The organism is Streptomyces sp. TP-A0356 (genome assembly GCF_001417775.1).
Lineage (GTDB): Bacteria > Actinomycetota > Actinomycetes > Streptomycetales > Streptomycetaceae > Streptomyces.
In genome coordinates, this window is the sequence record NZ_BBZJ01000013.1 from 278,711 (window position 1) to 301,241 (window position 22,531).

General features: G+C 71.8%; 18 protein-coding genes and 3 tRNA genes. 12 read left to right on the forward strand and 9 right to left on the reverse strand.

What is annotated here, in order from left to right:
- The first annotated feature begins 4 nt into the window (after window positions 1–4).
- From ASC56_RS04595 to ASC56_RS04610, 4 genes are read left to right on the forward strand one after another with little or no spacing between them, the layout of a single operon-like run.
- Window positions 5–913 carry a hypothetical protein gene (locus ASC56_RS04595; protein WP_055490167.1) on the forward strand — a complete coding sequence of 303 codons (909 nt, stop codon included), beginning with the start codon at window positions 5–7 and terminating at the stop codon, window positions 911–913.
- Window positions 910–1,128, forward strand: coding sequence for a Trm112 family protein (locus ASC56_RS04600; protein WP_055489884.1), 219 nt, complete (start codon window positions 910–912; stop codon window positions 1,126–1,128). Before ASC56_RS04595 ends, ASC56_RS04600 begins: the two co-directional genes overlap by 4 nt.
- Window positions 1,125–1,973, forward strand: a complete 849-nt coding sequence (locus tag ASC56_RS04605; protein WP_055489885.1) for an FkbM family methyltransferase — start codon at window positions 1,125–1,127, stop codon at window positions 1,971–1,973. The genes ASC56_RS04600 and ASC56_RS04605 overlap by 4 nt, the downstream gene beginning before the upstream one ends.
- Window positions 1,921–2,535 carry a hypothetical protein gene (locus ASC56_RS04610; protein ID WP_055489886.1) on the forward strand — a complete coding sequence of 205 codons (615 nt, stop codon included), beginning with the start codon at window positions 1,921–1,923 and terminating at the stop codon, window positions 2,533–2,535. The genes ASC56_RS04605 and ASC56_RS04610 overlap by 53 nt, the downstream gene beginning before the upstream one ends.
- 17 nt (window positions 2,536–2,552) lie before the next feature.
- Here ASC56_RS04610 and ASC56_RS04615 read toward each other — a convergent pair whose 3' ends face one another.
- The gene (locus ASC56_RS04615) at window positions 2,553–3,440 is read right to left on the reverse strand and encodes a RimK family alpha-L-glutamate ligase (RefSeq protein WP_055489887.1); all 888 of its coding nucleotides are present in this window, start codon (window positions 3,438–3,440) and stop codon (window positions 2,553–2,555) included.
- Window positions 3,441–3,651: 211 nt separating this feature from the next.
- Here ASC56_RS04615 and ASC56_RS04620 point away from each other — a divergent pair, with 211 nt between their 5' ends.
- The 3 genes from ASC56_RS04620 to ASC56_RS04630 all read left to right on the forward strand — a co-directional run bounded on the left by ASC56_RS04620 (window position 3,652) and on the right by ASC56_RS04630 (window position 7,718).
- Entirely contained in the window at window positions 3,652–5,100 is a 1,449-nt protein-coding gene (locus tag ASC56_RS04620) for an acyl-CoA synthetase (RefSeq protein WP_055489888.1), read from the forward strand.
- Entirely contained in the window at window positions 5,093–6,547 is a 1,455-nt protein-coding gene (locus ASC56_RS04625) for a carboxyl transferase domain-containing protein (protein ID WP_055489889.1), read from the forward strand. The genes ASC56_RS04620 and ASC56_RS04625 overlap by 8 nt, the downstream gene beginning before the upstream one ends.
- Window positions 6,548–6,680: 133 nt before the next feature.
- A complete protein-coding gene (locus tag ASC56_RS04630; RefSeq protein WP_055489890.1) occupies window positions 6,681–7,718 on the forward strand; it encodes a rod shape-determining protein in 1,038 nt (345 codons plus the stop codon).
- A gap of 18 nt (window positions 7,719–7,736) precedes the next feature.
- Here the strand turns inward: ASC56_RS04630 and ASC56_RS04635 are convergent, their stop codons facing one another.
- Entirely contained in the window at window positions 7,737–8,717 is a 981-nt protein-coding gene (locus ASC56_RS04635) for a YafY family protein (protein WP_055490168.1), read from the reverse strand.
- Window positions 8,718–8,902: 185 nt separating this feature from the next.
- Here ASC56_RS04635 and ASC56_RS04640 point away from each other — a divergent pair, with 185 nt between their 5' ends.
- The gene (locus tag ASC56_RS04640) at window positions 8,903–9,325 is read left to right on the forward strand and encodes a VOC family protein (RefSeq protein WP_055489891.1); all 423 of its coding nucleotides are present in this window, start codon (window positions 8,903–8,905) and stop codon (window positions 9,323–9,325) included.
- Window positions 9,326–9,393: 68 nt separating this feature from the next.
- Here ASC56_RS04640 and aspS read toward each other — a convergent pair whose 3' ends face one another.
- The 4 genes from aspS to ASC56_RS04660 form a co-directional block, all read right to left on the reverse strand.
- A complete protein-coding gene (gene aspS, locus ASC56_RS04645) occupies window positions 9,394–10,704 on the reverse strand; it encodes an aspartate--tRNA(Asn) ligase (RefSeq protein WP_055489892.1) in 1,311 nt (436 codons plus the stop codon).
- 600 nt (window positions 10,705–11,304) lie between these two features.
- A tRNA-Ile gene (locus tag ASC56_RS04650) sits at window positions 11,305–11,381 on the reverse strand.
- A gap of 168 nt (window positions 11,382–11,549) precedes the next feature.
- A tRNA-Asn gene (locus tag ASC56_RS04655) sits at window positions 11,550–11,622 on the reverse strand.
- Window positions 11,623–11,627: 5 nt separating this feature from the next.
- Window positions 11,628–11,700 (reverse strand) — tRNA-Asn (locus tag ASC56_RS04660).
- Window positions 11,701–11,864: 164 nt separating this feature from the next.
- On the opposite strand from ASC56_RS04660, the gene ASC56_RS04665 reads away from it, so the two are divergent.
- The 4 genes from ASC56_RS04665 (at window position 11,865) to ASC56_RS04680 (ending at window position 17,603) form a co-directional block, all read left to right on the forward strand.
- Window positions 11,865–12,170 carry a hypothetical protein gene (locus ASC56_RS04665; RefSeq protein WP_055489893.1) on the forward strand — a complete coding sequence of 102 codons (306 nt, stop codon included), beginning with the start codon at window positions 11,865–11,867 and terminating at the stop codon, window positions 12,168–12,170.
- Between the two features lie 81 nt (window positions 12,171–12,251).
- A complete protein-coding gene (locus ASC56_RS04670; RefSeq protein WP_079102288.1) occupies window positions 12,252–13,706 on the forward strand; it encodes an FGGY-family carbohydrate kinase in 1,455 nt (484 codons plus the stop codon).
- A 235-nt stretch (window positions 13,707–13,941) separates the two neighbouring features.
- Window positions 13,942–15,675, forward strand: coding sequence for an ABC transporter ATP-binding protein (locus ASC56_RS04675; RefSeq protein ID WP_055489895.1), 1,734 nt, complete (start codon window positions 13,942–13,944; stop codon window positions 15,673–15,675).
- Window positions 15,675–17,603, forward strand: a complete 1,929-nt coding sequence (locus tag ASC56_RS04680) for an ABC transporter ATP-binding protein (protein WP_055489896.1) — start codon at window positions 15,675–15,677, stop codon at window positions 17,601–17,603. The genes ASC56_RS04675 and ASC56_RS04680 overlap by 1 nt, the downstream gene beginning before the upstream one ends.
- Window positions 17,604–17,637: 34 nt before the next feature.
- On the opposite strand, the gene ASC56_RS04685 is transcribed toward ASC56_RS04680, so the two are convergent.
- The 3 genes from ASC56_RS04685 to ASC56_RS04695 all read right to left on the reverse strand — a co-directional run bounded on the left by ASC56_RS04685 (window position 17,638) and on the right by ASC56_RS04695 (window position 22,448).
- Window positions 17,638–18,957 (reverse strand): RNA polymerase sigma factor, encoded by a 1,320-nt coding sequence (locus ASC56_RS04685; protein WP_055489897.1) that lies wholly within the window; start codon window positions 18,955–18,957, stop codon window positions 17,638–17,640.
- A 180-nt stretch (window positions 18,958–19,137) separates the two neighbouring features.
- The gene (gene dnaG / locus ASC56_RS04690) at window positions 19,138–21,042 is read right to left on the reverse strand and encodes a DNA primase (protein WP_055489898.1); all 1,905 of its coding nucleotides are present in this window, start codon (window positions 21,040–21,042) and stop codon (window positions 19,138–19,140) included.
- 140 nt (window positions 21,043–21,182) lie between these two features.
- On the reverse strand, window positions 21,183–22,448 hold the full coding sequence (locus tag ASC56_RS04695; RefSeq protein WP_055489899.1) for an NAD(P)/FAD-dependent oxidoreductase: 1,266 nt from the start codon (window positions 22,446–22,448) through the stop codon (window positions 21,183–21,185).
- Window positions 22,449–22,531 lie beyond the last annotated feature (83 nt).

The window sequence follows — 22,531 nt, forward strand, 5'->3', positions numbered from 1 at the left end:
GGGAGTGACCGCGGCCCTGCTGGCGAACGTGCTGTACAGCTCCGGGTTCGTCCTGGAGAAGAAGGCGCTCGCGGCACTGCCCGAGGTGGACTTCCGCCGCCCGGCCCGGCTGCTGCGCCTGGTCCTGGGCAGCCCCCTGTGGATCGGCGGTTCGCTGGCGCTGGCCGCCGGGTTCGGGGCGCAGCTGGCCGTCTACCGCACGCTGCCCATCGCCGCCGCCCAGGGCATCTTCGTCTCCGGCCTGGTGCTGCTGGTGCTGCTGTCGGCGCGGCTGCTCGGGGAGGAGACGACCGGGCGGGAGAGATACGCGCTCGGTGCCATCCTGCTCGCGCTGCTGATGGTGGTGCTGTCGCTGCGGGAGGGCTCCGACACCGTGAGCCGCAGCGCCCCGTACCCGCTGATCCTCACGGTCTGCGTGCCGTCCCTGGCGATGGGCGTGTGGCTGTACGGGGCCGCCGAGCGCCGCGCCCGCCACCGGCACCGGATGCCGACGACCGGCGTCGAGTACGGCGTGGCGGTGGGGCTGCTGTACGGCGTCAGCTCGCTCGCCATCAAGGGCGTGTCCGGTTACCTGACCGCCGGCGGGCCCGGGAGCGCACTGGTCGGTGCGCTGCGCTCCCCCTATCCCTATCTGCTCCTGTTCACCGGCGGCTTCGGGCTCGTCATGTCGCAGGCGGCACTGCAGCGCTGCCGGGCCTCGCTGATCGTGCCGGTGTGCACCACGGTGACGTGTCTGTTCACGGCGGTGCTCGGCACGCTCTCCTTCGGCGAGGCGCTGCCGCACGAGCCGCTGCGGCTCGCCCTGCGCCTGGCGGGCACGGCCCTCGCGGTCACGGTCCTGCTGACGATGCCCAAGCACGACACCGCGCCGCCTCGACCTCCCGTCCGCGCCAAGGAGTTGACTGAGCCATGAACCCCGACGACCCGCTGCTGAAGATCCTGGCGTGCCCGCTGGACAAGGGCCCGCTGCGCCTGCTCCTGACCGAGGACGCCTCCGAGGCGCTCTACAACCCGCGGCTGCACCGCCGTTACCCGATCGTGGACGGGATCCCGCAGTTGCTGCCCACCTCGGGCGAGCAGGTGAGCGAGGACGAGCACGAGCGGCTGCTGAAGCGGATGGCGCCGTGACGACGACGGCCGCCCGCCTCGCCCGGCTGCTGCCCGTCCGTCTGGTCGCGGCGACCGCGCGGCTCGTGTACCCGCGCTTCGAGCCGGAGCTGGCCCGCCTCGCCGAGCTGTGCCCGCCGGGCTGCCGCACGGCGGTGGACGTCGGCGGCTGGTACGGCCCCTGGACGCGCCGCATGGCCAGACGGGCCTGCCGGGTGGTGACCGTCGAACCGGTCCCCCATCTGGCCCGGCTGCTGGCCGCCACGTCCCCGGCCAACGTGCGGGTGATCCCGGCGGCGGCCTCCGACCGCGGCGGCACGGTCCGACTGTGGCTGCCGCCGGGCGACGAGGGCGACCGGGGCGTGTCGTCCCTGGTCCGCCGGGACATCCACGCCCGTGCCGTGGAGGTGCCCTGTGTCACCCTCGACGGGCTGGGGCTGCGCGACGTCGGCTTCATCAAGATCGACGTGGACGGCGGCGAACTGGCCGTCCTGCGCGGGGCCAGGGGGATCCTGAGGCGCGACCGCCCCTTCCTCTTCGTCGAGCTGGAGTCCCGCATCCAGCCGATCGCCCCGGTCGTCGACTTCCTCACGGGCCTCGGCTACGCGGGCTGGGTCCTTCCGTCCCGCTCCTGGCTCCCGCTGAACCCGCGGCTCCTGGAGGCCCACCAGGCGAGGAGGTCGTACGTCGTCGCGCACGGGCTGCTGCGCCGGGTGCTGCCGCTGCGCGGCCCGCGGTACGTCAACTCGGTGCTGTTCCTGCCGGACGGGCGCCGCCCCGGTGCCGAGGCCGGTGTCGGTGGCGTACGCGAGGATGGACCGCATGCCGCCCGCGAAGCGCCCCACCGGCCCCTTCACGCCCCTTGACTTCCAGCTGGTCCTGCTGCGCCGCATGGCCGACCACAACCCGGAGCTCGTCGAGGACGCCCGCCGTGAGCTGGGCGTCTCCATCGCCGAGATGCGCGGGGCGAACCGCCGCTGGCAGGCCATGCTGCACTCCCCGCACGCCCGCTCCGCCGCCTCCCGGTACCGCTCGGTCCTGGGCGAGCCCGAGTCCCGGACGCCCCGCCGGATCGGCGACCTGGCCTGCGACGCCCTGCGGTGGCCGGTGCCGCTCTGGCCGGACCTGCGCTTCGAGGTCCTGGTGGCGCCGAACGGGGTGGTGTGGAACGAGTGGCTGGTGCGGGCGCCGGGCGCGCCCGCCCCCGAGCTGGAGACCCTGGAGGACCTCACCCCGTGGTCCTGCACGGTCGACGAGGTGGCCCGCGCCTTCGCCCCGGCCCGGCCGCTGGAGGGCACGGCCCCCACCCGCTGGGGCCTGGCCTTCACGGCCCCGGACACGTCGGGTGTACGCCACGAGTGCGCGGCGGAGTTCACATGGGGGCTGCTGCAGCGGGTGGGCGTCAGCGACACGAGCGGCGTCTCGTGACCGCGCGGCGGGGCTCGTCAGCGCTGCCGGGCGGCGGCCAGGATCGTCTTCACCACCCGTGGCACCGATCCCGGGTGCAGGCCGAGGAACAAGTTGGGTTCGACCAGTTCCAGCTCCATCACGCACGGCCGGCCGTCTTCGCCGTCCACGAGGTCGACGCGGGCGTAGAGCAGTTCCCCGGTGTGGGGTACGGCGGCCAGGGCCCGCTCGGCGACCGCGAGTTCGGCCGGGGTCGGGGTCCAGGCCTCCAGACGGGGGTGAGCCATCTTCTTCTCGTCGTACGGTGTGCCCGGCGCGAGGACGGCGCCCTTCCGGCTGGCGTGCAGGATCCGCCCGCCGAAGAACTGCAGCGCCCGCTCCCCGCTGACGTCTATGCCCCGCACATAGGGCTGCACCATCGCGGTGAACCCCTCCGCGTGCATCCGCGCGAGCTGCCGTACGGCGGTGGCGTGCTCCCCGGGCGTGTACCGGGCGGCGAACCGGGCGCCCGCGCCGGAGGTGGGCTTGACGACGTACTCCCGGTCCTCGGGCAGCTCGACGGTGTCACCGGGAGCGAGGTAGCGCGTGGGGACGACCGGGACGCCCGCGGCGGCCAGGTCCGCGAGGTAGCGCTTGTCGGTGTTCCAGCGCACGACGTCCGCCGGATTGACCAGCCGGGTGGCCCTGCCGCACCGCTCGGCCCAGGCGGTGAACTCCGCCGCGCGCCAGCTGTAGTCCCAGGTCGAGCGGATCACGGCCAGGTCGTACGCCGCCCAGTCGACGTCCTCGTCGTCCCAGTGCACGGAGTCGGCCGCGGCCCCGGCCGCCCTCAACTCCGCCACCAGCCCCGGCAGATCGGGGTCGACCGAGACCTCAGGACCGGGGCGGCAGGTGACGAGTGCGACGTGGGCGGCGGTGCGGGGCACGACTGGACTCCTGTCCGTACGACTGCGCTGCGCGCAGGCTAACAACGCGGGGCCGACCTGGGTGACCAGTGTGTCCACCAGCTGTGTCCACCACCGTCCGGAGCGACCGGCTGGGCGGGGGCCCTGCACCGGGCCCCCCTACCGCCCGGGCCCCGGGAGGGGTAGGAACGGTCCTGATGTCCGTACGTCCTTCGACGCGAGGAGTGTCCGCGTGCCCTCCCTCTTTCCGGCCCTGACCGACCCCGAGGCCGCGCGGCGGTCCGCCCTGCGCTTCGGTGAGCGGGCCCTGACGTATGCGGAGCTGGCCGCGGCGGCCGGTGCGCTCGCCGGGCGGATCGGCGGCGCGGGGAGGGTGGCCCTGTGGGCCACGCCCTCCCTGGAGACCGCCGTCGGGGTGGTGGCCGCACTGACCGCCGGTGTGTCCGTCGTCCCGCTCAACCCCAGGTCCGGGGAGGGCGAGCTGGGGCACATCCTGTCGGACAGCGCGCCGTCGCTGGTGCTGGCCGCTCCCGGGGACGAACTGCCCGCGCCGGTGGCGGAGCTGGAGCGTGTGGACGTCGACGTGCGCGGCCGGGGCGCCTGCGCGCCCGCCGAGGCCGCCGACGAGGAACCCGCCCTCGTCGTCTACACCTCCGGGACCACCGGCCCGCCCAAGGGCGCCGTCATCCCCCGCCGTGCCGTGGCCGCCACGCTCGACGCGCTCGCGGACGCCTGGCAGTGGACCGCCGACGACGTGCTCGTGCACGGGCTGCCGCTGTTCCATGTGCACGGGCTGGTCCTCGGCGTCCTCGGGCCGCTGCGCCGGGGCGGAGCCGTACGCCATCTGGGCCGGTTCGGCACGGAGGGCGTGACCCGTGAGCTGGGCGCCGGGGCGACCATGCTGTTCGGCGTGCCCACGATGTACCACCGCCTCGCCGAGGCCCTGACCACCGATCCAGAGCTGGCCAAGGCGCTGGGCGGGGCCCGGTTGCTGGTCTCCGGGTCCGCCGCGCTGCCGGTGCACGACCACGAGCGGATCGCCGCCGCGACCGGGCGCCGGGTCATCGAGCGGTACGGAATGACCGAGACGCTGATGAACACCAGCGTGCGCGCGGACGGGGAGCCGCGCCCCGGCACGGTCGGCGTGCCGCTGCCCGGGGTCGAGTTGCGGCTCGTCGAGGACGACGGCTCGCCGATCACCGCCTACGACGGCGAGACGGTGGGCGAGATCCAGGTCCGCGGCCCGAACCTGTTCACCGAGTACCTCAACCGGCCCGATGCCACGGCTGCCGCCTTCACCCCCGACGGCTGGTTCCGCACCGGCGACATGGCGGTGCGCGAGTCCGACGGTTACCTGCGCATCGTGGGCCGCAGGGCCACCGACCTGATCAAGAGCGGCGGGTACAAGATCGGGGCGGGCGAGATCGAGAACGCGCTGCTCGAACACCCGGGGGTGCGGGAGGCCGCCGTCACCGGGGAGCCGGACGACGACCTGGGCGAGCGGATCGTCGCCTGGGTGGTGCCGGCGGATCCCGAGGCCCCGCCCGGTGCCGAGGAGCTGGCCGACCACGTGGCCCGCCGTCTCGCCCCGCACAAGCGCCCGCGCGTCGTACGCCATCTCGGCGCCCTGCCCCGCAACGACATGGGGAAGATCATGAAGCGGGCCCTGGGCGATGCCTGAGCGCCTGACCGCGCGGGAGGCCCTCGCCCTGGTCACCGACGACTTCCGCGAACTCCCGTACTGGACGCGGCCCTCCGTGCCGGACGGCCCGCTGGAGTGGCCGGGCTACGACGCCTCGCGCGCCCGTGCCGCCGCGCGCACCGGCGAGGAGGAGTCGGTGGTGTGCGGCACCGCGCGCGTCGAGGGCACGCGCGCGGTGCTGATCGCGTTCGAGTTCGGCTTCATGGGCGGTTCCCTCGGCGAGCGCACCGGCGACCGGTTGGAGTCGGCGCACGCGTACGCCCGTGAGCACCGGCTTCCGCTCGTCTCGCTCGTCGCGACGGGCGGCAGCCGGATGCAGGAGGGCATGCTCGCGCTGACCCAGCTCCAGCGCGTGGCCCGGCAGTCGGCGCTCACCCGCGCGGCCGGGCTGCCGCAGCTGGCGGTCCTGCGCGACCCGACGACCGGCGGCGGCTGGGCCACGCTGGGCGCGGGCGCCGACGTGGTGCTGGCCCTGCCGGGGGTCCAGGTGGGCTTCGCGGGCTCCCGGGTGCGCCCGCCGGACGCGGACCCGGCCGCCTACACCGCGGAGGCGCAGCTGGCGGCGGGCGCGGTCGACGCCGTCGTACGGCCCGAGAAGCTGCGGGAGACGCTGGGACTGTGGCTGCGGCTGCTGACGAGCGGAACGGCACGGGGGGCCTCGCGGACCCCCGCGCCCACCACCCCTGACCGGCCGACGGCCACCACCACCGAGCCCACACCCTCCACCACCACCAACGAGCCCGCGCCCTCCCCCCGGGTACGCCCCGCGCCCGCGCCCGTCCCCGCCGCCCTCGCGGCCATGGACCTCCCCGCCACCGGCTGGGACGCCGTCCGGCGCGCCCGGGATCCCGGGCGCCCGCGCGCCCGGGCGTACCTGGACGCGTACTTCACCGAGCGGGCCGCCCTGAACGGCGACCGCCGCGGCGGCAGCGACGACGGCATGCTGTGCGGATTCGGCCTCCACGACGGCCGTACGATCGCGTACGCCGCCCAGACCGGCACCGCGACCCGGCCGGCGGGATACCGTGCGGCCGCCCGTCTGATCCATCTGGCGGACACCCTCTCCGTGCCCGTGCTGACGCTGGTGGACACGCCGGGCGCCGCCAACGACGCCGAGGCCGAGCGGCAGGGCGTGGGCGCCGCCATCGCGGAGCTGTTCGCCGCGGTCGCCACCGCCCGGGCTCCGCTGACCACCCTGGTGATCGGCGAGGGCGGCTCCGGCGGGGCCCTCGCCCTGGCCGCGCCCGGCAACACCTGGGCCACGGCGGACAGCTACTTCTCCGTCATCGCGCCGGAGCTCGCCGCCGCGATCCTCAAGCGCCCCGCCGACCAGGTGCGGGCGACGGCGCACCAGCTCCGCCTCCGCCCCCAGGACCTGGTGGCCCTGGGGGTGGTACGGGGGATCGTCGGCGGTGACGCCGCTTAGGGAGCCTTAGGGGTCCTTGCACTATGAGCGCCCGACGCGCTCGGGTCTCACCCGTTCGGCCGAGCCTCGCCCGGCCCCTCCCGACGGGCGCGGCGCCTCTCCATGGCACACGATGTTCTCGGGAGGTACCGCCATGACCGTCAGCCTGGACCAGCTGCGCCGTTGCCACTTCGCCGTCGACCTCGGGGCTGCCAGGACCCGTGTGTACGTCAAGGGCGCGGGACTGGTGGTTGACCAGCCCAGCGCCGCCGCCGTGAACACCCGGACGGGCGCGCTGATCGCGGTCGGCGAGTTCGCCGAGAAGATGACGGGGCGCACCCCCGCGTACATCCGTGTCGTACGGCCCGTGTCGGGCGGCACCGTCGTCGACATAGAGATGGCCCAGCGCATGCTGCGCCATCTGCTCGGCGAGAAGCTGCGCCGCGCCCTGCGCCGCAAGCCCCGGCTGCGGGCCGCCGCCTGCACCCCGCACGACGCGGATCCGCTGGCCCAGCGCGCGACCATCGAGACCCTGGTCGGCCTGGGGGCCCGCAGGGTCGAGCTCGTCGACACGCTCGTCGCCGCGGCCGTGGGGTGCGGACTGCCCGTCGAGCAGCCCGAGGCCTCCATGATCATGGTGTGCGGGGCCGCCGCCACCCAGATCGCCGTGCTGTCGCTGGGGAACATCGTGACCGCCGAGCGGGTCCCGGTGGGCGGCGAGGCCGTCGATCGCGCGATCGTCCAACTCCTGCGGCACGAGCACGAGTTGATGCTGCCGAGTCAGTCCGTACGGCCCCTGCGGCTCGCGCTGTCCGGCAACGGGCTCGCCCCCCACGGCCCCACCTCCACCGAGATCCTGGGCCGGGACGTGGCCACCGGGCTCGCGCGCTCCGTACAGGTCGACACGGCGGCCCTGAAGGTGGCCATCCAGACGCCGCTGACCGCCGTCCTGGACGGCATCGGCAAGGTGCTGCGCGACTGCCCGCCCGATCTGGTGGCCGACCTCGCCGACCGCGGGATCATGATGGTCGGCGGCAGCGCGCTGCTACCGGGACTCGACCAGATGCTGCGCCAGGCGACCGGCATGCCCGTGCACATCGCGGAACGACCGGACATCTGCGCGGTCCAGGGCCTGGGCGAGATGCTGGAGGGCAGGATCCAGCCCCTGACCCTCAACCCCCTGGCGGCCTGACCTCACCCGTGCTCGGGGTCAGGACTCGACGGTCTTGCGGACGGCGTTGGCGTAGCGGGTGGCGAGGTGTGCGAATGCGTCGTTGAGTTCGGGTGGGCCGATGACCTCGATGTCGGTGTCGAAGCGGCCGATGGCGGCGGCCAGGCCGGTCCATGACCAGGAGCCAAGGGTGAGCCGGCAGTGGTCGGGGCCGAGTTCTTCGACGATTCCGTCCTGGGCGAAGGGGGCGACAGTGGTGGCGGGGAGGTTGAGGACGACCTGGCCTTGGCAGGGCCAGTCGGTGGTGGCGTCGGAGCCGCGGAATCGGCTCATGACGAAGGCGGCCACGTCGCCTCCGGGGAGTTCCCGTGGGGTGAAGCGGGGGCCGGTGGGTGTGCGCGGCTGTATGCGGTCGACGCGGAAGGTCCGCCAGTCCTCGCGGTCGAGGTCCCAGGCCAGGAGGTACCAGCGGCCGCGCCGGGTGACCAGGTGGTGGGGCTGTACTCGGCGGCGCTGCCCGGTGGTCGCGGTGCCGTCTGCGGCGTAGTCGAAGCGGAGTTCCGCATGGGTGTGGATGGCGGTGCTCAGGTCCGTGAGGACGTGGGCGTCGGCCTGTGGGGTGTCCCCGCTCCCCGGTGGGTGGACGGCTGTGATGCGCATCCTGTCCATGCGGTGGCGTAGTCGGGGCGGCATGACCTGGCGGATCGTGGCGAGGGCGCGGGCCGCGTCCTCGGCGAGCGTGGTGCCGGCAGCGGCGGTCTGCAGGGCCAGGGCCAGGGCGACGGCCTGGTCGTCATCGAACAGCAGTGGGGGCAGATGCGTGCCGGCATCCAGGCGGTATCCGCCGGAGGGTCCTTTGAAGGCCATGATCGGGTAGCCGAGTTCCCGTAGCCGATCCACGTCGCGGCGAACCGTGCGCGGGGTGATGTCGAGCCGCTCGGCGAGGTCCTCGCCGGACCAGTCAGGACGCGTTTGGAGCAGTGAGAGCAGCGCGAGCAGTCGCGAGGACGTTCTGTGCATGTCCATCATTCTGCCCGCAGTACAGGACACAACCTGTCCGCTACCTCTGCGATGGTGGGATCAGAGCCACCGAGGGAGCAACGCCCCCGGTCACGGTGGCCGCGCCGGGCCCGGGTTCCACCGCGGCGGCGCACATGCGACGAACGAACCGAAAGCGACGAACGAACCGAAAGCAAGGAGCAGATATGTCCGTCACGACCACCACCCACCTGAACTTCCGGGGCGACGCGCGCCAGGCGCTGGACTTCTACCAGTCCGTCTTCGGCGGACGCACCGCCGCCGTCACCTACAAGGACACCGGCAACGTGCACAACGAGAACGAGGCGGACTGGCTGATGTGGGGCGAGGTGGCCGGGGACAACGGCTTCCACGTCATGGCCTACGACGTGCCCTCCCAGCTGCCCTGGAACCGGGGCGAGAACCCCTTCTTCGTCTCCGTGCGCGGCGACGACGCCGCCGAGATCAGCGCCCTGTGGCAGAGGCTGTCGGAGGGCTCGACGGTGGTACGCCCCTTGGAAGCCGCACCGTGGGCGCTGCTGTACGGCATGCTCACCGACCGCTTCGGCGTCACCTGGGTCCTGGACGTCACCGCCCCCTACAACGGCTGACCCGTCCGGCCCGCGCCGAGATGACGACTCCCCGTCAAAGTCCCTCCGGATCCCACTGACAGTGGCCGCTACGGGGTGAGCCGGTTGGGCCCGCGGAAGAGGAACGTGGCCTCGCGGATGGAGTCGATGCCGAGCATCACCATCAGCACCCGTCCGAGGCCCAGGCCCAGACCGCCGTGCGGCGGGCACCCGTACCGGAACGCGTTCAGGTAGTCCCGCATCGGCTCGTGGCTCATGCCCTTCTCGGCGGCCTGTCTCAGCAGCACGTCGTACCGGTGCTCGCGCTGTGCGCCGGTGGTGACCTCCAGCCCCCTCCACAGGAGGTCGAAGCTCAGGGTCACGCTCGGGTCTTCGGCCGGCCGCATGTGGTAGAAGGGCCGGATGCTCACCGGGTAGTGCGTGATGAACACGAACTCATGACCGGTGGCCTGCCGGATGTGGGCACTGATGCTCCGCTCGCCCTCCGGGTCCAGATCCTCCTTGGTCCCCTCCGGGTCCCAACCGCCCTGGTTCAGGATCTCGTGCGCCTCGGCCATGGTGATACGAGGGAAGGGCGTCGTGGGGACAGTGATCTGCACGCCGAACCGCTCTCGGACGGCCTCGCCGTGGGCGTCGGCGACCTTGGCGATCGCGTGGGCGAGCATCTGCTCCTCGAACGCCATGACGTCCTCGACGCCGTCGATCCAGGCCAGTTCGACGTCGACGCCGGTGAACTCGGTGGCGTGCCGGGAGGTGAACGACGGCTCGGCGCGGAAGACGGGGCCGATCTCGAAGACCTTCTCGATGCCTGCCGAGATCGCCATCTGCTTGTAGAACTGCGGCGACTGCGCCAGATAGGCGCTGCGGCCGAAGTAGCCGAGCTCGAACACCTCCGCTCCGGACTCGGAGGCGGTGCCCATGAGCTTGGGGGTGTGCATCTCCGTGGCACCCTGCGCGTAGGCGTACTCGCGCATCCCCTGCTCCAGGGTGGTCTGCACGGCGAACATCAGCTGGGGGGCGGGACGGCGGCGCACATCCAGGAAGCGCCAGTCCAGCCGGTGCTCGATGCCGGTGTGCTCGTCGATCGGCAGCGGCGTGGCGGCCAGGTTCAGGACCTCGACCGCCTCCGGGACGAGCTCCAGGCCACCGAGTTTCACCTGGGCGGCGTCCAGGACCCGGCCGGTGATCCTGACCGCGGACTCCGGGGTGAGGGCTTCGAGCTGGGCCTCCAGCGGCCCGCCGTCACGCCGGTGGGTCACCTGCACCAGGCCGCTGTTGTCCCGGACGATGAGGAACTGGACCTTGCTCATCAGGCGCAGGGTGTTCACCCATCCGCAGACGGTGACGGTACGACCGAGGTGTTCTCGCAGGTCGCAGACGTGTACGCGGTTTTGGATCATTGCGGGTCCTCCGCAGGACATCGGCATGATCCCTTGGGAGCGCGGGCGAGAAGGGCAACTCGCGGTGCCACCGCGCTTTCGCCGCCACAGGATGGCGGCCTCGTTCGGGCCCGGTGACGGGGGCCGGCCGGCGGGGCATCGGGCCACCAGACAGGGGGGCCGTTCCTCCCCGCGCTCGGGAGGGTCTTCACCCGGGGCGCGAGACCGCCTTCCCAGCTTCCGGCGGCTCTCTCGGCTCGCGTGATCCCTGGCTACTCGTCTCCGTCAACGCGTTGCCCGGAAGCGTAGGGACACCGAGAGCGGGTCCGCAATCGAGAAACACCTCGCCACCGCCCCGCGTATGCCGAAGCGCATTCGGCCGTCGCCCGGACCCGCGAGAAGCCCTTCGCCCGCCCCCACCCACGCCTTCAGGCCGGCAGCGAGGCCCAGGGGGACATCGACCGGGCCGCCTCTGAGCCATGAGGGCCACGGTTGGTCCGTCCGGGCCACCGCGGGGCCGCTTGATCTTGATCCGGACGAGTGACTGAGGACCGCCAACTGGCGTGGCGTGCCCCATCGTTGCGTAGTCCCGGGTAGAAACGCTTCTGCGCGTGTAGCGCCTGGTGGGGCGGGTGGGACTCGAACCCACGGCCGACGGATTATGAGTCCGCTGCTCTAACCGGCTGAGCTACCGCCCCATTACGGCGCGTCGCGTACATGTGTGCGCGCCGTCTGCCGCAGCATAGCCGCTCATACGATCTCCTGCTTCGGATGGTCGGCTTCGCACGCCCCTGAGGACTCCACCATGGGCGCGGCGGTTCCTGCGGACATGAAAAAGGACCCCTACGGGGTCCTCGTTCAGCGTGCTCCCCCGACTGGACTCGAACCAGTAACCTGCCGGTTAACAGCCGGCTGCTCTGCCAATTGAGCTACGGAGGACCGAGCTCCCCCGACTGGACTCGAACCAGTAACCTGCCGGTTAACAGCCGGCTGCTCTGCCAATTGAGCTACGGAGGAATGCCTCGTCGCATCGAACGTACCTCCTTGGGTATCCGCCAAGGGGCGCGCGCTCGCTGCGACACATACATTAGCGCAAGCAGGGGGGTGCTCCGCCAATCAGTACTCCCCGCGACCGATGCCCACGCAAGGGACGACGCAGACGCAAGGGAAGGGTGGCCGCCATGCGCTATCGGCTCACGTTCGTCGCCGGACTGGTCCTGGGCTACGTGCTGGGCACGCGGGCCGGGCGTGAACGTTACGAGCAACTGAAGAAGACCGCCCGCCTCGTCGCGCAGAACCCCGCCGTGCGCAACACCGCGGAGACGGCCGCCCAGCAGGGTCGCGAGATCGCGGGCAAGGCCTTCCACGCGGTGAGCGACAAGGTCGGCGACCGTATGCCCGACTCGGTGGCGGGCCGCGTGCGCTCCCTGCGGGAACGCAATGCGAACGGCACCGGCGAGGACGACTGGGGCACCAGCAACACCTGACCGCCGCCGACCCGGGAGAGCCATGGGCGGCACCTCCCGGGGCGGCGCGCTCACCCGCCTCGGTACGGCAGAATTTCCACCATGGGGATAGTCGCCGGGTTGGACAGCTCACCCGATTTCACTCGTATCGTCGTCTGTGACACGGACACGGGGGCCGTGCTCAGGCAGGGGTATGCGCCGCACCCGGTGGAGAGCACCGAGGGAGGCGGCCGTCCCTCCGACGTCGATCCGCAGGCCTGGCTGCTGTCCCTCGGGGAGGCGGCCGGCGGCGGACTCCTCGAAGGCGTGCAGGCCATCGGCGTCTCCGCGCAGCAGAACGCGCTGGTCCCCCTCGACTCCCAGGGCTCCACCGTGCGGCCCGCCCTGGTCGGCGGAGACAGGCGGGCGCAGGTCGCGGCGGCGGACCTCGTCGACGCCCTCGGCGGCCGGCAGGCCTGGGCCGAGGCCGTCGGCTGTGTACCGCAGGCCGCGCAGCCCGTGACCAAGCTGCGCTGGCTCGCCAAGACCGAACCCGACAACGCCCGGCGGACGGCCGCGCTGATACAGGCCCACGACTGGCTCGTGTGGCAGCTGCTCGGACGGCCCGCGCGGCGGACCACGGACCGCGGCGGTGCCTCGGGGACCGGGTACTGGTCGGCGGCGACCGGCGCGTACCGCTCCGACCTCGTCGAGCTGGCGCTCGGCCACCAGGCCATGCTGCCCGAGGTGCTCGGTCCGTCGGACGCGGCGGGTACGACCCCGGAGGGGCTGCTGATCTCCGCGGGCACCGGCGAGACCATGGCCGCCGCCCTGGGCCTGGGCATCGGGCTGGGCGACGCGGTCGTCTCGCTCGGCGCCTCCGGGTCCGTGATGGCCGTGCACCCCGAGGCGCTCGTGGACTCCTCCGGGATGATCACCTCGCTGGCGGACGCGACGGGCATGCATCTGCCGGTGGTGACGACCCTCAACGCCGTGCGCACCCTGCGCGGCACCGCCGAACTGCTCGGCGTACCCGACCTGGACTCCCTCTCCGACCTCGCGATGAAGTCGACGCCGGGCTCGCACGGGCTCGTCATGCTGCCCTACCTGGAGGGCGAGCGGACCCCGAACCTGCCGCACACCGCGGGCACCCTGGCCGGGCTGCGACGCGAGTCGATGAAGCCCGAGCACCTGGCGCGGGCCGCGTTCGAGGGCATGCTGTGCGGGCTCGCGGACGCGCTCGACGTGCTGCGCGGGCGCGGGGTCGAGGTACGGCGGATCTTCCTGCTCGGCGCCGCCGCGGAGCTGTCCGCCGTACAGGCGGCGGCGCCCGCGCTGTTCGGCGTGCAGGTCGTGGTGCCGCAGCCCGCGGACTACGCGGCGATCGGCGCGGCCCGGCAGGCGGCCTGGTCGCTCGGTGTCTCGCAGGGCACTCTCGACCCGCGCACCCCGCCCGCCTGGCGGGGCGCTGTCGCGCAGGTCCTGGAGCCGGGCGAGGAACTGGCGGTGGGCCAGGCCGTGCGCCAGCAGTACGTGTCGGTCCGCGAGCAGACGCATCCGGGGGCGTTCCGGTCGTAGCGAGCCCGGGGATGCCGGCCGGAAATCCCCTGGGCGACCGTGGTGTCGTATACGTCACACGGATTCGCGACAACGCCCGTCAGCCACCGATCGGCCTAGTCCCCGCGGCTGAGGCCGAGTCATACATGGCCCGCTGTTGGGTTAATCGGTTGAGGTAACGCGGGTGGAGTGTCCGACGATAGGGGGTGGTGCATCACCGACCGCCCCTGCCGTCGACGACCCCGAGAGACCTCGCGTGCTCATACGACTTCTGAGGGCCCATCTGGGCCCGTACAAGAGACCCATCGCTCTGCTGGTGCTGCTGCAGTTCCTGCAGACGTGCGCCACGCTCTATCTGCCCACCCTCAACGCGCACATCATCGACAACGGTGTGGTGACGGGGGACACGGGTTACATCCTGACGTTCGGCGGCCTGATGATCGGGGTCTCGCTGGGCCAGGTCGTCTGCAACACGGGCGCCATCTACTTCGGCGCCCGCACGGCCTCGGCCATCGGCCGGGACATGCGGGCCGCCGTCTTCGACCGCGTGCAGTCGTTCTCCTCGCGTGAGCTGGGCCACTTCGGGGCGCCGTCGCTGATCACCCGCACCACCAACGACGTGCAGCAGGTGCAGATGCTCGCCCTGATGACGTTCACGCTGATGGTGTCGGCGCCGATCATGTGCGTGGGCGGCATCGTCATGGCGCTCGGTCTGGACGTGCCGCTGTCCGGCGTCCTGGTCGCCGTGGTGCCCGTGCTCGGCATCTGCGTGACGCTGGTCGTGCGCCGGCTGCGACCGCTGTTCCGCACCATGCAGGTCCGCCTCGACAGGGTGAACCGGGTGCTGCGCGAGCAGATCTCCGGCAACCGCGTCATCCGCGCCTTCGTCCGGGACGACTACGAGAAGGACCGATTCCGGGGCGCCAACACCGATCTGACCGAGGTGTCCCTGGGCACCGGCCGCACCATGGCGCTGATGTTCCCCATGGTGATGACCGTGGTGAACCTGTCCTCCATCGCGGTGGTCTGGTTCGGCGCGCACCGCATCGACAGCGGCGGCATGCAGATCGGCGACCTGACCGCGTTCCTCACCTACCTCATGCAGATCGTGATGTCCGTGATGATGGCCACCTTCATGTTCATCATGGTGCCGCGCGCGGAGGTGTGCGCCGAGCGGATCCAGGAGGTCCTCGACACCGAGTCCAGTGTCGTGCCGCCCTCCGCTCCCGTCGTCGAACTGCGGCGGCACGGGCACCTGGAGATCCGCGGGGCGGGGTTCCGCTACCCGGGTGCCGAGGAGCCGGTGCTCAAGGCCATCGACGTGGTGGCGCGGCCCGGCGAGACCACGGCCGTCATCGGATCCACCGGCAGCGGCAAGTCGACCCTGCTCGGGCTGATCCCCCGCCTCTTCGACGCCACGGAGGGCGAGGTGCTCGTGGACGGCGTGAACGTCCAGGAGATCGACCCGACGCTGCTGGCGAAGACGGTCGGGCTCGTCCCGCAGAAGCCGTATCTGTTCGCCGGCACGGTCGCCACCAATCTGCGGTACGGCAATCCGGACGCCACCGACGAGGAGCTGTGGCACGCGCTGGAGGTGGCGCAGGCCAAGGACTTCGTCTCCAAGCTGGAGGGCGGCCTCGACGCCCCGATCGCGCAGGGCGGTACGAACGTCTCCGGCGGCCAGCGGCAGCGGCTCGCGATCGCGCGCACGCTGGTGCAGCGCCCGGAGATCTACCTCTTCGACGACTCCTTCTCCGCGCTCGACTACGCGACCGACGCGGCGCTGCGCGCGGCGCTGTCGCAGGAGACCGCCGAGGCGACCGTGGTGATCGTGGCCCAGCGGGTGGCGACCATCCGGGACGCCGACCGGATCGTGGTCCTGGACGAGGGCCGGGTCGTCGGCACCGGCCGCCACCACGAGCTGATGGCGAGCAACGAGACCTATCGGGAGATCGTGCTCTCCCAGCTCACGGAAGCGGAGGCTGCCTGATGGCCGGGCCCATGGGACGCATGATGGCCGGGGGCGGCCCCGACCAGCGCTCGATGGACTTCAAGGGGTCCGGGAAGCGGCTCCTCGCCCAGTTCAAGCCCGAACGCGCCACCATGATCGCGATGCTGGTCTGCGGTGTGCTCAGCGTGGGCCTGTCCGTGGTCGGACCGAAGATCCTCGGCAAGGCGACCGACCTGGTCTTCGCCGGGATCATCGGTCGGCACATGCCGTCGGGGGTGAGCAAGGAGCAGGTCCTCGACTCCATGCGGAAGCGGGGTCAGGGCGGCATCGCGGACATGCTCTCCGGGACGGACTTCACCCCGGGCAAGGGCATCGACTTCGGTGCCGTCGGCAATGTGCTGCTGCTCGCGCTCGGCGCGTTCCTGCTGGCCGGCCTGTTGATGGCGGTCTCCACCCGGTTCTCCAACCGGGCCATCAACAAGACCGTGTTCCGCCTGCGCGAGGAAGTGCAGGCGAAGCTGTCGCGGCTTCCGCTGTCCTACTTCGACAAGCGGCAGCGCGGTGAGGTGCTCAGCCGCGCCACCAACGACATCGACAACATCCAGCAGACGCTGCAGCAGTCGATGGGGCAGCTCGTCAACTCGCTGCTCACCATCGTGGGCGTGCTGGCGATGATGTTCTGGGTGTCGTGGCTGCTGGCGCTGGTCGCGCTGGTGACCGTGCCGCTCTCCTTCGTCGTCGCCACCCGGGTCGGCAAGCGTTCGCAGCCGCACTTCGTGCAGCAGTGGCGCACCACCGGCAAGCTCAACGCGCACATCGAGGAGATGTACACGGGGCACACGCTGGTGAAGGTGTTCGGGCGCCAGGACGAGTCGGCGCGGCAGTTCGCCGAGCAGAACGAGAAGCTGTACGAGGCCGGGTTCAGAGCGCAGTTCAACAGTGGTGTGATGCAGCCGCTGATGATGTTCGTGTCCAACCTGAACTACGTGCTGGTGGCCGTGGTCGGTGGCCTTCGGGTCGCGTCGGGTGCCCTGTCCATCGGCGACGTGCAGGCCTTCATCCAGTACTCGCGGCAGTTCTCCATGCCGCTGACGCAGGTCGCGTCGATGGCGAACCTGGTGCAGTCGGGCGTCGCCTCGGCGGAGCGGATCTTCGAACTGCTGGACGCGGAGGAGCAGGCGGCGGACCCCGAGCCGGGGCTGCGGCCGGAGGAGCTGCGCGGCCGGGTCGCGCTGGAGAACGTGTCGTTCCGCTACGACCCCGAGCGGCCGCTGATCGAGGACCTGTCGCTGAAGGTGGAGCCGGGGCACACGGTGGCGATCGTCGGCCCGACGGGAGCCGGGAAGACGACGCTGGTGAACCTGCTGATGCGGTTCTACGAGGTCACGAGCGGCCGGATCACGCTCGACGGGGTCGACATCGCGAAGATGTCCCGGGACGAACTGCGGGCCGGGATCGGGATGGTGCTCCAGGACACCTGGCTGTTCGGAGGCACGATCGCGGAGAACATCGCCTACGGGGCCGCGCGCGACGTCACGCGCGGGGAGATCGAGGAGGCGGCACGGGCGGCGCACGCCGACCGGTTCATCCGTACGCTGCCGGACGGCTACGACACGGTGATCGACGACGAGGGCACCGGGGTCAGCGCGGGCGAGAAGCAGCTCATCACGATCGCGCGGGCGTTCCTGTCCGACCCGGTGATCCTCGTGCTGGACGAGGCGACCAGCTCGGTGGACACGCGTACCGAGGTGCTGATCCAGAAGGCGATGGCGAAGCTGGCGCACGGGCGGACGTCGTTCGTCATCGCGCACCGGCTGTCGACGATCCGGGACGCGGACACGATTCTGGTGATGGAGAACGGGTCCATCGTCGAACAGGGGTCGCACACCGAGCTGTTGGCGGCGGACGGGGCGTACGCGCGCCTGTACAAGGCACAGTTCGCCCAGGCGGTGGCCGAGGTCGACTGAGCCCCCGGGGGCCGCTCGTGCGGGCGGCCCCTGTTCAGTCCAGGTAGCCCCTCAGCTGGTCCGCGAACGCGTGGTCGCGGAGCTTGTTGAGGGTCTTCGACTCGATCTGGCGGATCCGCTCGCGGGTCACGCCGAAGATGCGGCCTATCTCCTCCAGCGTGCGGGGGCGTCCGTCGACGAGCCCGTAGCGGAGCTGTACGACCTTCCGCTCCCGCTCGCCGAGAGTGGACAGCACCGCGTCCAGATGCTCCCTGAGCAGCAGGAACGCGGCGGATTCCACCGGGCTCGTGGCGTCGCCGTCCTCGATCAGGTCGCCGAGGGCCACGTCGTCCTCCTCGCCCACGGGGGCATGCAGCGAGACGGGCTCCTGGGCGAGCCGCAGCACCTCGGTGACGCGCTCGGCGGGCAGGTCCAGATGCGTGGCGACCTCTTCGGGCGTGGGTTCGTAGCCGCGTTCCTGGAGCATGCGGCGCTGGACGCGGACGACGCGGTTGATGAGCTCGACGACGTGCACCGGGACGCGGATGGTGCGGGCCTGGTCGGCCAGCGCGCGGGACATGGCCTGTCGGATCCACCAGGTCGCGTACGTCGAGAACTTGTAGCCCCGGGCGTAGTCGAACTTCTCGACGGCCCGGATCAGGCCGAGGTTTCCCTCCTGGACGAGGTCGAGCATGGTCAGCCCACGGCCGATGTACCGCTTGGCGACCGAGACGACGAGCCGCAGGTTGGCCTCGATCAGCCGCCGCTTGGCCATCCGCCCCAGCACCACCAGCCTGTCGAGGTCCAGGGCGAGTTGGGTGTCCAGGTCGGGGGCGTTGCCGAGCTTCTCCTCGGCGAACAGGCCGGCCTCCACGCGGCGGGCGAGTTCGACCTCCTCGGCGGCCGTGAGCAGGGGGATGCGGCCGATCTCGCGCAGGTACTGGCGGAACAGGTCCGAGGTGGGGCCGCCGGTGTCGGCGCGCCCACGGAGGGGGTCGACGGACTCGGGCGCCTCGCCGGACTCGACGGACTCCACGGCGTCGGAAGGCGGCTCGTCCGGCTCGGGCGAGCCCTCGGGCTCCGTCTCCGTCTCCGTCTGCGTCTCGGGGTGGTGCGCGAGCCGGCGCCGTGGGGGCATCGCCGCGAGGACATCGGTCTCCGCGTCCGGCTCGTCGTTGGCGATCCCGGTCTCTACGAGGGTCTGGGTCTGCACGGGGGCGACCTCCATGAATGTCGCTGCTGAGGCGTGCGGCAGCGGTACGTCGGGGATGGCGCCGGTGGTCCGCCCACCGGCCATCCCGTAGTCATTGAGCGGAATCGCGGGGGTGTCGGACCCGCCGTGGGCGGGTCGGCCGCGCTCCGAGGACTCAGGCACCGGAACCCAGTGTGGGGTACGACACATCTCTGTCACGAGGGGCGTGCGACCATTTTCTGAGTCCGGTGCGTGACCGGGCGGTTACTCAGCCGACGCCGGACAGCCAGGGCGCCGCGGAGATCCGTCGGAAGCGCCCTGGCGACGCCGCGCGGGATGGCCCTGGCGACGCCGCGCGGGACGCTACAGCGCCGCCGCTCCCCGTTCCCTCAATGCCTGGTCGTACTGCTGGAGGACCCACAGTTCGTTCTGTACGGCGGACAGGTGGGCCGGGTCGGCCTGGTGGCCCAGGCGGGTCAGGGTGCTCTGGACGTCACGGACGCGGCGCTCGACGGCGCGTCGGCGGACCGTGACGAGGACGGTGCCCGCGTACACCTCGTCCACCGTCCGGCGCATGATCGCCTCGACCGCCAGTTCCGTGACCATGGCACGGACCGTGTCGTCGGGGGCCGCCTCGCGGACCCGGACGAGGTACTCCTGCGGATCCTGCGCGCCGTACTCCGCGCCGCCCGCCTCCAGGATCGCCTGGCGGACCGCCGCGTACGGCGCCGCCGTGAACTCGTCGACCCCGTACGCGTCGAATGCCGGTGAGACCAGCTCCGGCTGCTGCAGGGCGAGTTTGAGCAGCTCGCGCTCGGTCGCGTAGACCGGGTTGCGGAGGTTGAGCGCCGGACCCGGGACGGCCGGGCGCGCAGCCGCCTGGTACGGCTGGGGGGCGCGCTGCCCGGTCGGCGCGGGTCCCCTGCCGCCCCGGTCGCGCGCCCAACGGGCCAGCTGCGCCACCCGCTTGACCACGAACTGGGTGTCGAGGATGCCGAGCATGCCCGCGAGCTGGACCGCCACCTCGTGCTGGGCGCCGCTGTTCTTGATGCGGGCGACGACCGGGGCCGCCTCGTCGAGCGCGGCGGCGCGGCCCGCCGGGGTCTCCAGGTCATAGCGGCTGACGATCTGGCGGAGCGCGAACTCGAAGAGGGGTGTGCGGGGTTCGACCAGGTCGGTGACCGCCTCGTCGCCCTTGGCGAGGCGCAGCTCGCAGGGGTCCATGCCGTCCGGCGCGACCGCGATGTACGTCTCGGCGGCGAACTTCTGGTCGTCCTCGAAGGCACGCAGGGCCGCCTTCTGACCGGCCGCGTCACCGTCGAAGGTGAAGATCACCCGCGCCGAGCCGTTGTCCATCAGCAGCCGCCGCAGGATCTTGATGTGCTCGCCGCCGAAGGCCGTGCCGCAGGTCGCGATGGCCGTGGTGACACCCGCGAGATGGCAGGCCATGACGTCGGTGTACCCCTCGACCACGACCGCCCGGCTCGTCTTCGCGATCTCCTTCTTCGCCAGGTCGATGCCGTAGAGGACCTGCGACTTCCGGTAGATCGCCGTGTCGGGGGTGTTGAGGTACTTGGGGCCGTTGTCCACCTCGTACAGCTTCCTGGCGCCGAAGCCCACCACATCCCCGCCGATGTCGCGGATCGGCCACATCAGCCGGCCCCGGAAGCGGTCGATGGGACCGCGGCGGCCCTCCTGGGAGAGGCCGGAGAGCAGCAGCTCCTTGTCGCTGAAGCCCTTGCCGCGCAGATAACGGGTGAGGTGGTCCCAGCCCTGGGGGCTGTAGCCGACGCCGAAGTGGACCGCGGCGGCCTGGTCGAAGCCGCGCTCGGCCAGGAACTTCCGTCCCGTCTCGGCCTCGGGGCTGGTGCCCAGCTGCTCGGCGTACCACTGGGCGGCGATCTGGTGGGCCTCGACCAGACGGATGCGCTCGCCGCGCTGGTGGGTGGGGTTGTACCCGCCCTCCTCGTAGCGCAGCGTGATGCCCGCCCGGGCGGCGAGGCGCTCGACCGCCTCCGAGAAGGAGAGGTGGTCGACCTTCATCACGAACGTGATGGTGTCGCCGCCCTCCTGGCAGCCGAAGCAGTGGAACAGGCCCTTGCCGGGGCTGACCTGGAAGGAGGGGGACTTCTCGTCGTGGAAGGGACACAGCCCCTTCAGGTTTCCGCCGCCCGCGTTGCGCAGCTGGAGGTACTCGGACACGACGGAGTCGATCGGGACCGCGTCCCGTACCGCCTTCACGTCCTCGTCGTTGATCCGTCCTGCCACGGGGAGATTCTACGGGGGCGGACCGACAGCCATGGGGCCCGTGCGGCGTCCCGGGAGGGGCGCCGGGCTGTGACCTCGTGCGGCTCCGCCGCGTGGACGCGACCAGCCGCGCAGCGCCCGCACCTGCCCGGACAGCACACCTACGCGGACAGACTCTCCAGCGCCACCGCCGGGTCGGCCAAAGCCTCCGGGTCAACCACCCTCTGCTCTCGGATCAGGCGCTGAATGGCGTCTGTGACGTCCCACACGTTCACGTTCATCCCGGCCAGCACCCTCCCCTCCTTCAGCCAGAACGCGATGAAGTGCCGCTTCCCGGCGTCGCCCCGGATCACCACCTCGTCGTAGGACCCGGGCGGCGCCCACCCCGAGTACTCCATCCCCACGTCGTACTGGTCGGAGAAGAAGTACGGCACCCGGTCGTACGTCACCTCGCGGCCGAGCATCGCCCGGGCCGCCGCCGGTCCGCCGTTGAGCGCGTTGGCCCAGTGTTCGACGCGCAGCCGGGTGCCGAACAGCTCGTGCGGGAAGGACGCCACGTCACCGGCCGCGTGGATGTCGGGGTCGGACGTGCGCAACCGCGCGTCCACCACGATGCCGCCCCCCTGCGCACGGTCGGCCAGCTCCAGTCCCGCTGCCTCCGCGAGACCCACCCGCGGAGCCACGCCGATCGCGGCGAGCACGTCGTGCGCGGGATGCTCGTCGCCGTCGTCGGTGCGGGCGGCCAGCACCATGCCGTCCTGGCCGACGATCTCGGTGAGCCGGACGCCGAAGCGGAAGCGGACGCCGTGCTCGCGGTGCAGCTCGGCGAAGACGTTGCCCAGCTCGGGGCCGAGGACCCCGTGCAGCGGGGTCGGCTCGGGCTCGACGACGGTGACCTCCGCGCCGTACTCGCGGGCCGCCGCCGCGACCTCCAGGCCGATCCAGCCGGCGCCGGCGATCACGATGTGGCCGTTGTCCCGGCCGAGCGCGGCCAGGACGCCCTTGAGGCGGTCGGCGTGGGCGAGACGCCGCAGATGGTGGACGCCGGCGAGGTCCGTGCCCGGAATGTCGAGGCGGCGGGGCTCGGCCCCGGTCGCCAGCAGCAGCTTGTCGTAGTGCACGAGCGTGCCGTCGTCGCCGAAGCGGACCGTCTTCGCGGCCCGGTCGATGGCGTCGACGGTCTGGCCGAGGTGCAGTTCGATGTCGTTGCGCGCGTACCAGGCGGGCTCGTGGACGAAGACGCTGTCGCGCTCCTCCTTGCCGAGCAGATAGCCCTTGGAGAGAGGAGGCCGCTCGTAGGGGTGGTCGCGTTCGTCGCAGATCAGTATCACGCGGCCGGTGAAGCCCTCCGCACGCAGCGTCTCGGCCGCCTTCGCGCCGGCGAGACCTCCCCCGACGATGACGTATGTCTGATCCGCGTCGACCACTTGATGCCTCCTCTTAAGGATGTCGTCACATGGGAGCGTCCCGCACGCGGCGTGGTGCGGGAAGAGGGAGTGGCCCGATCAGG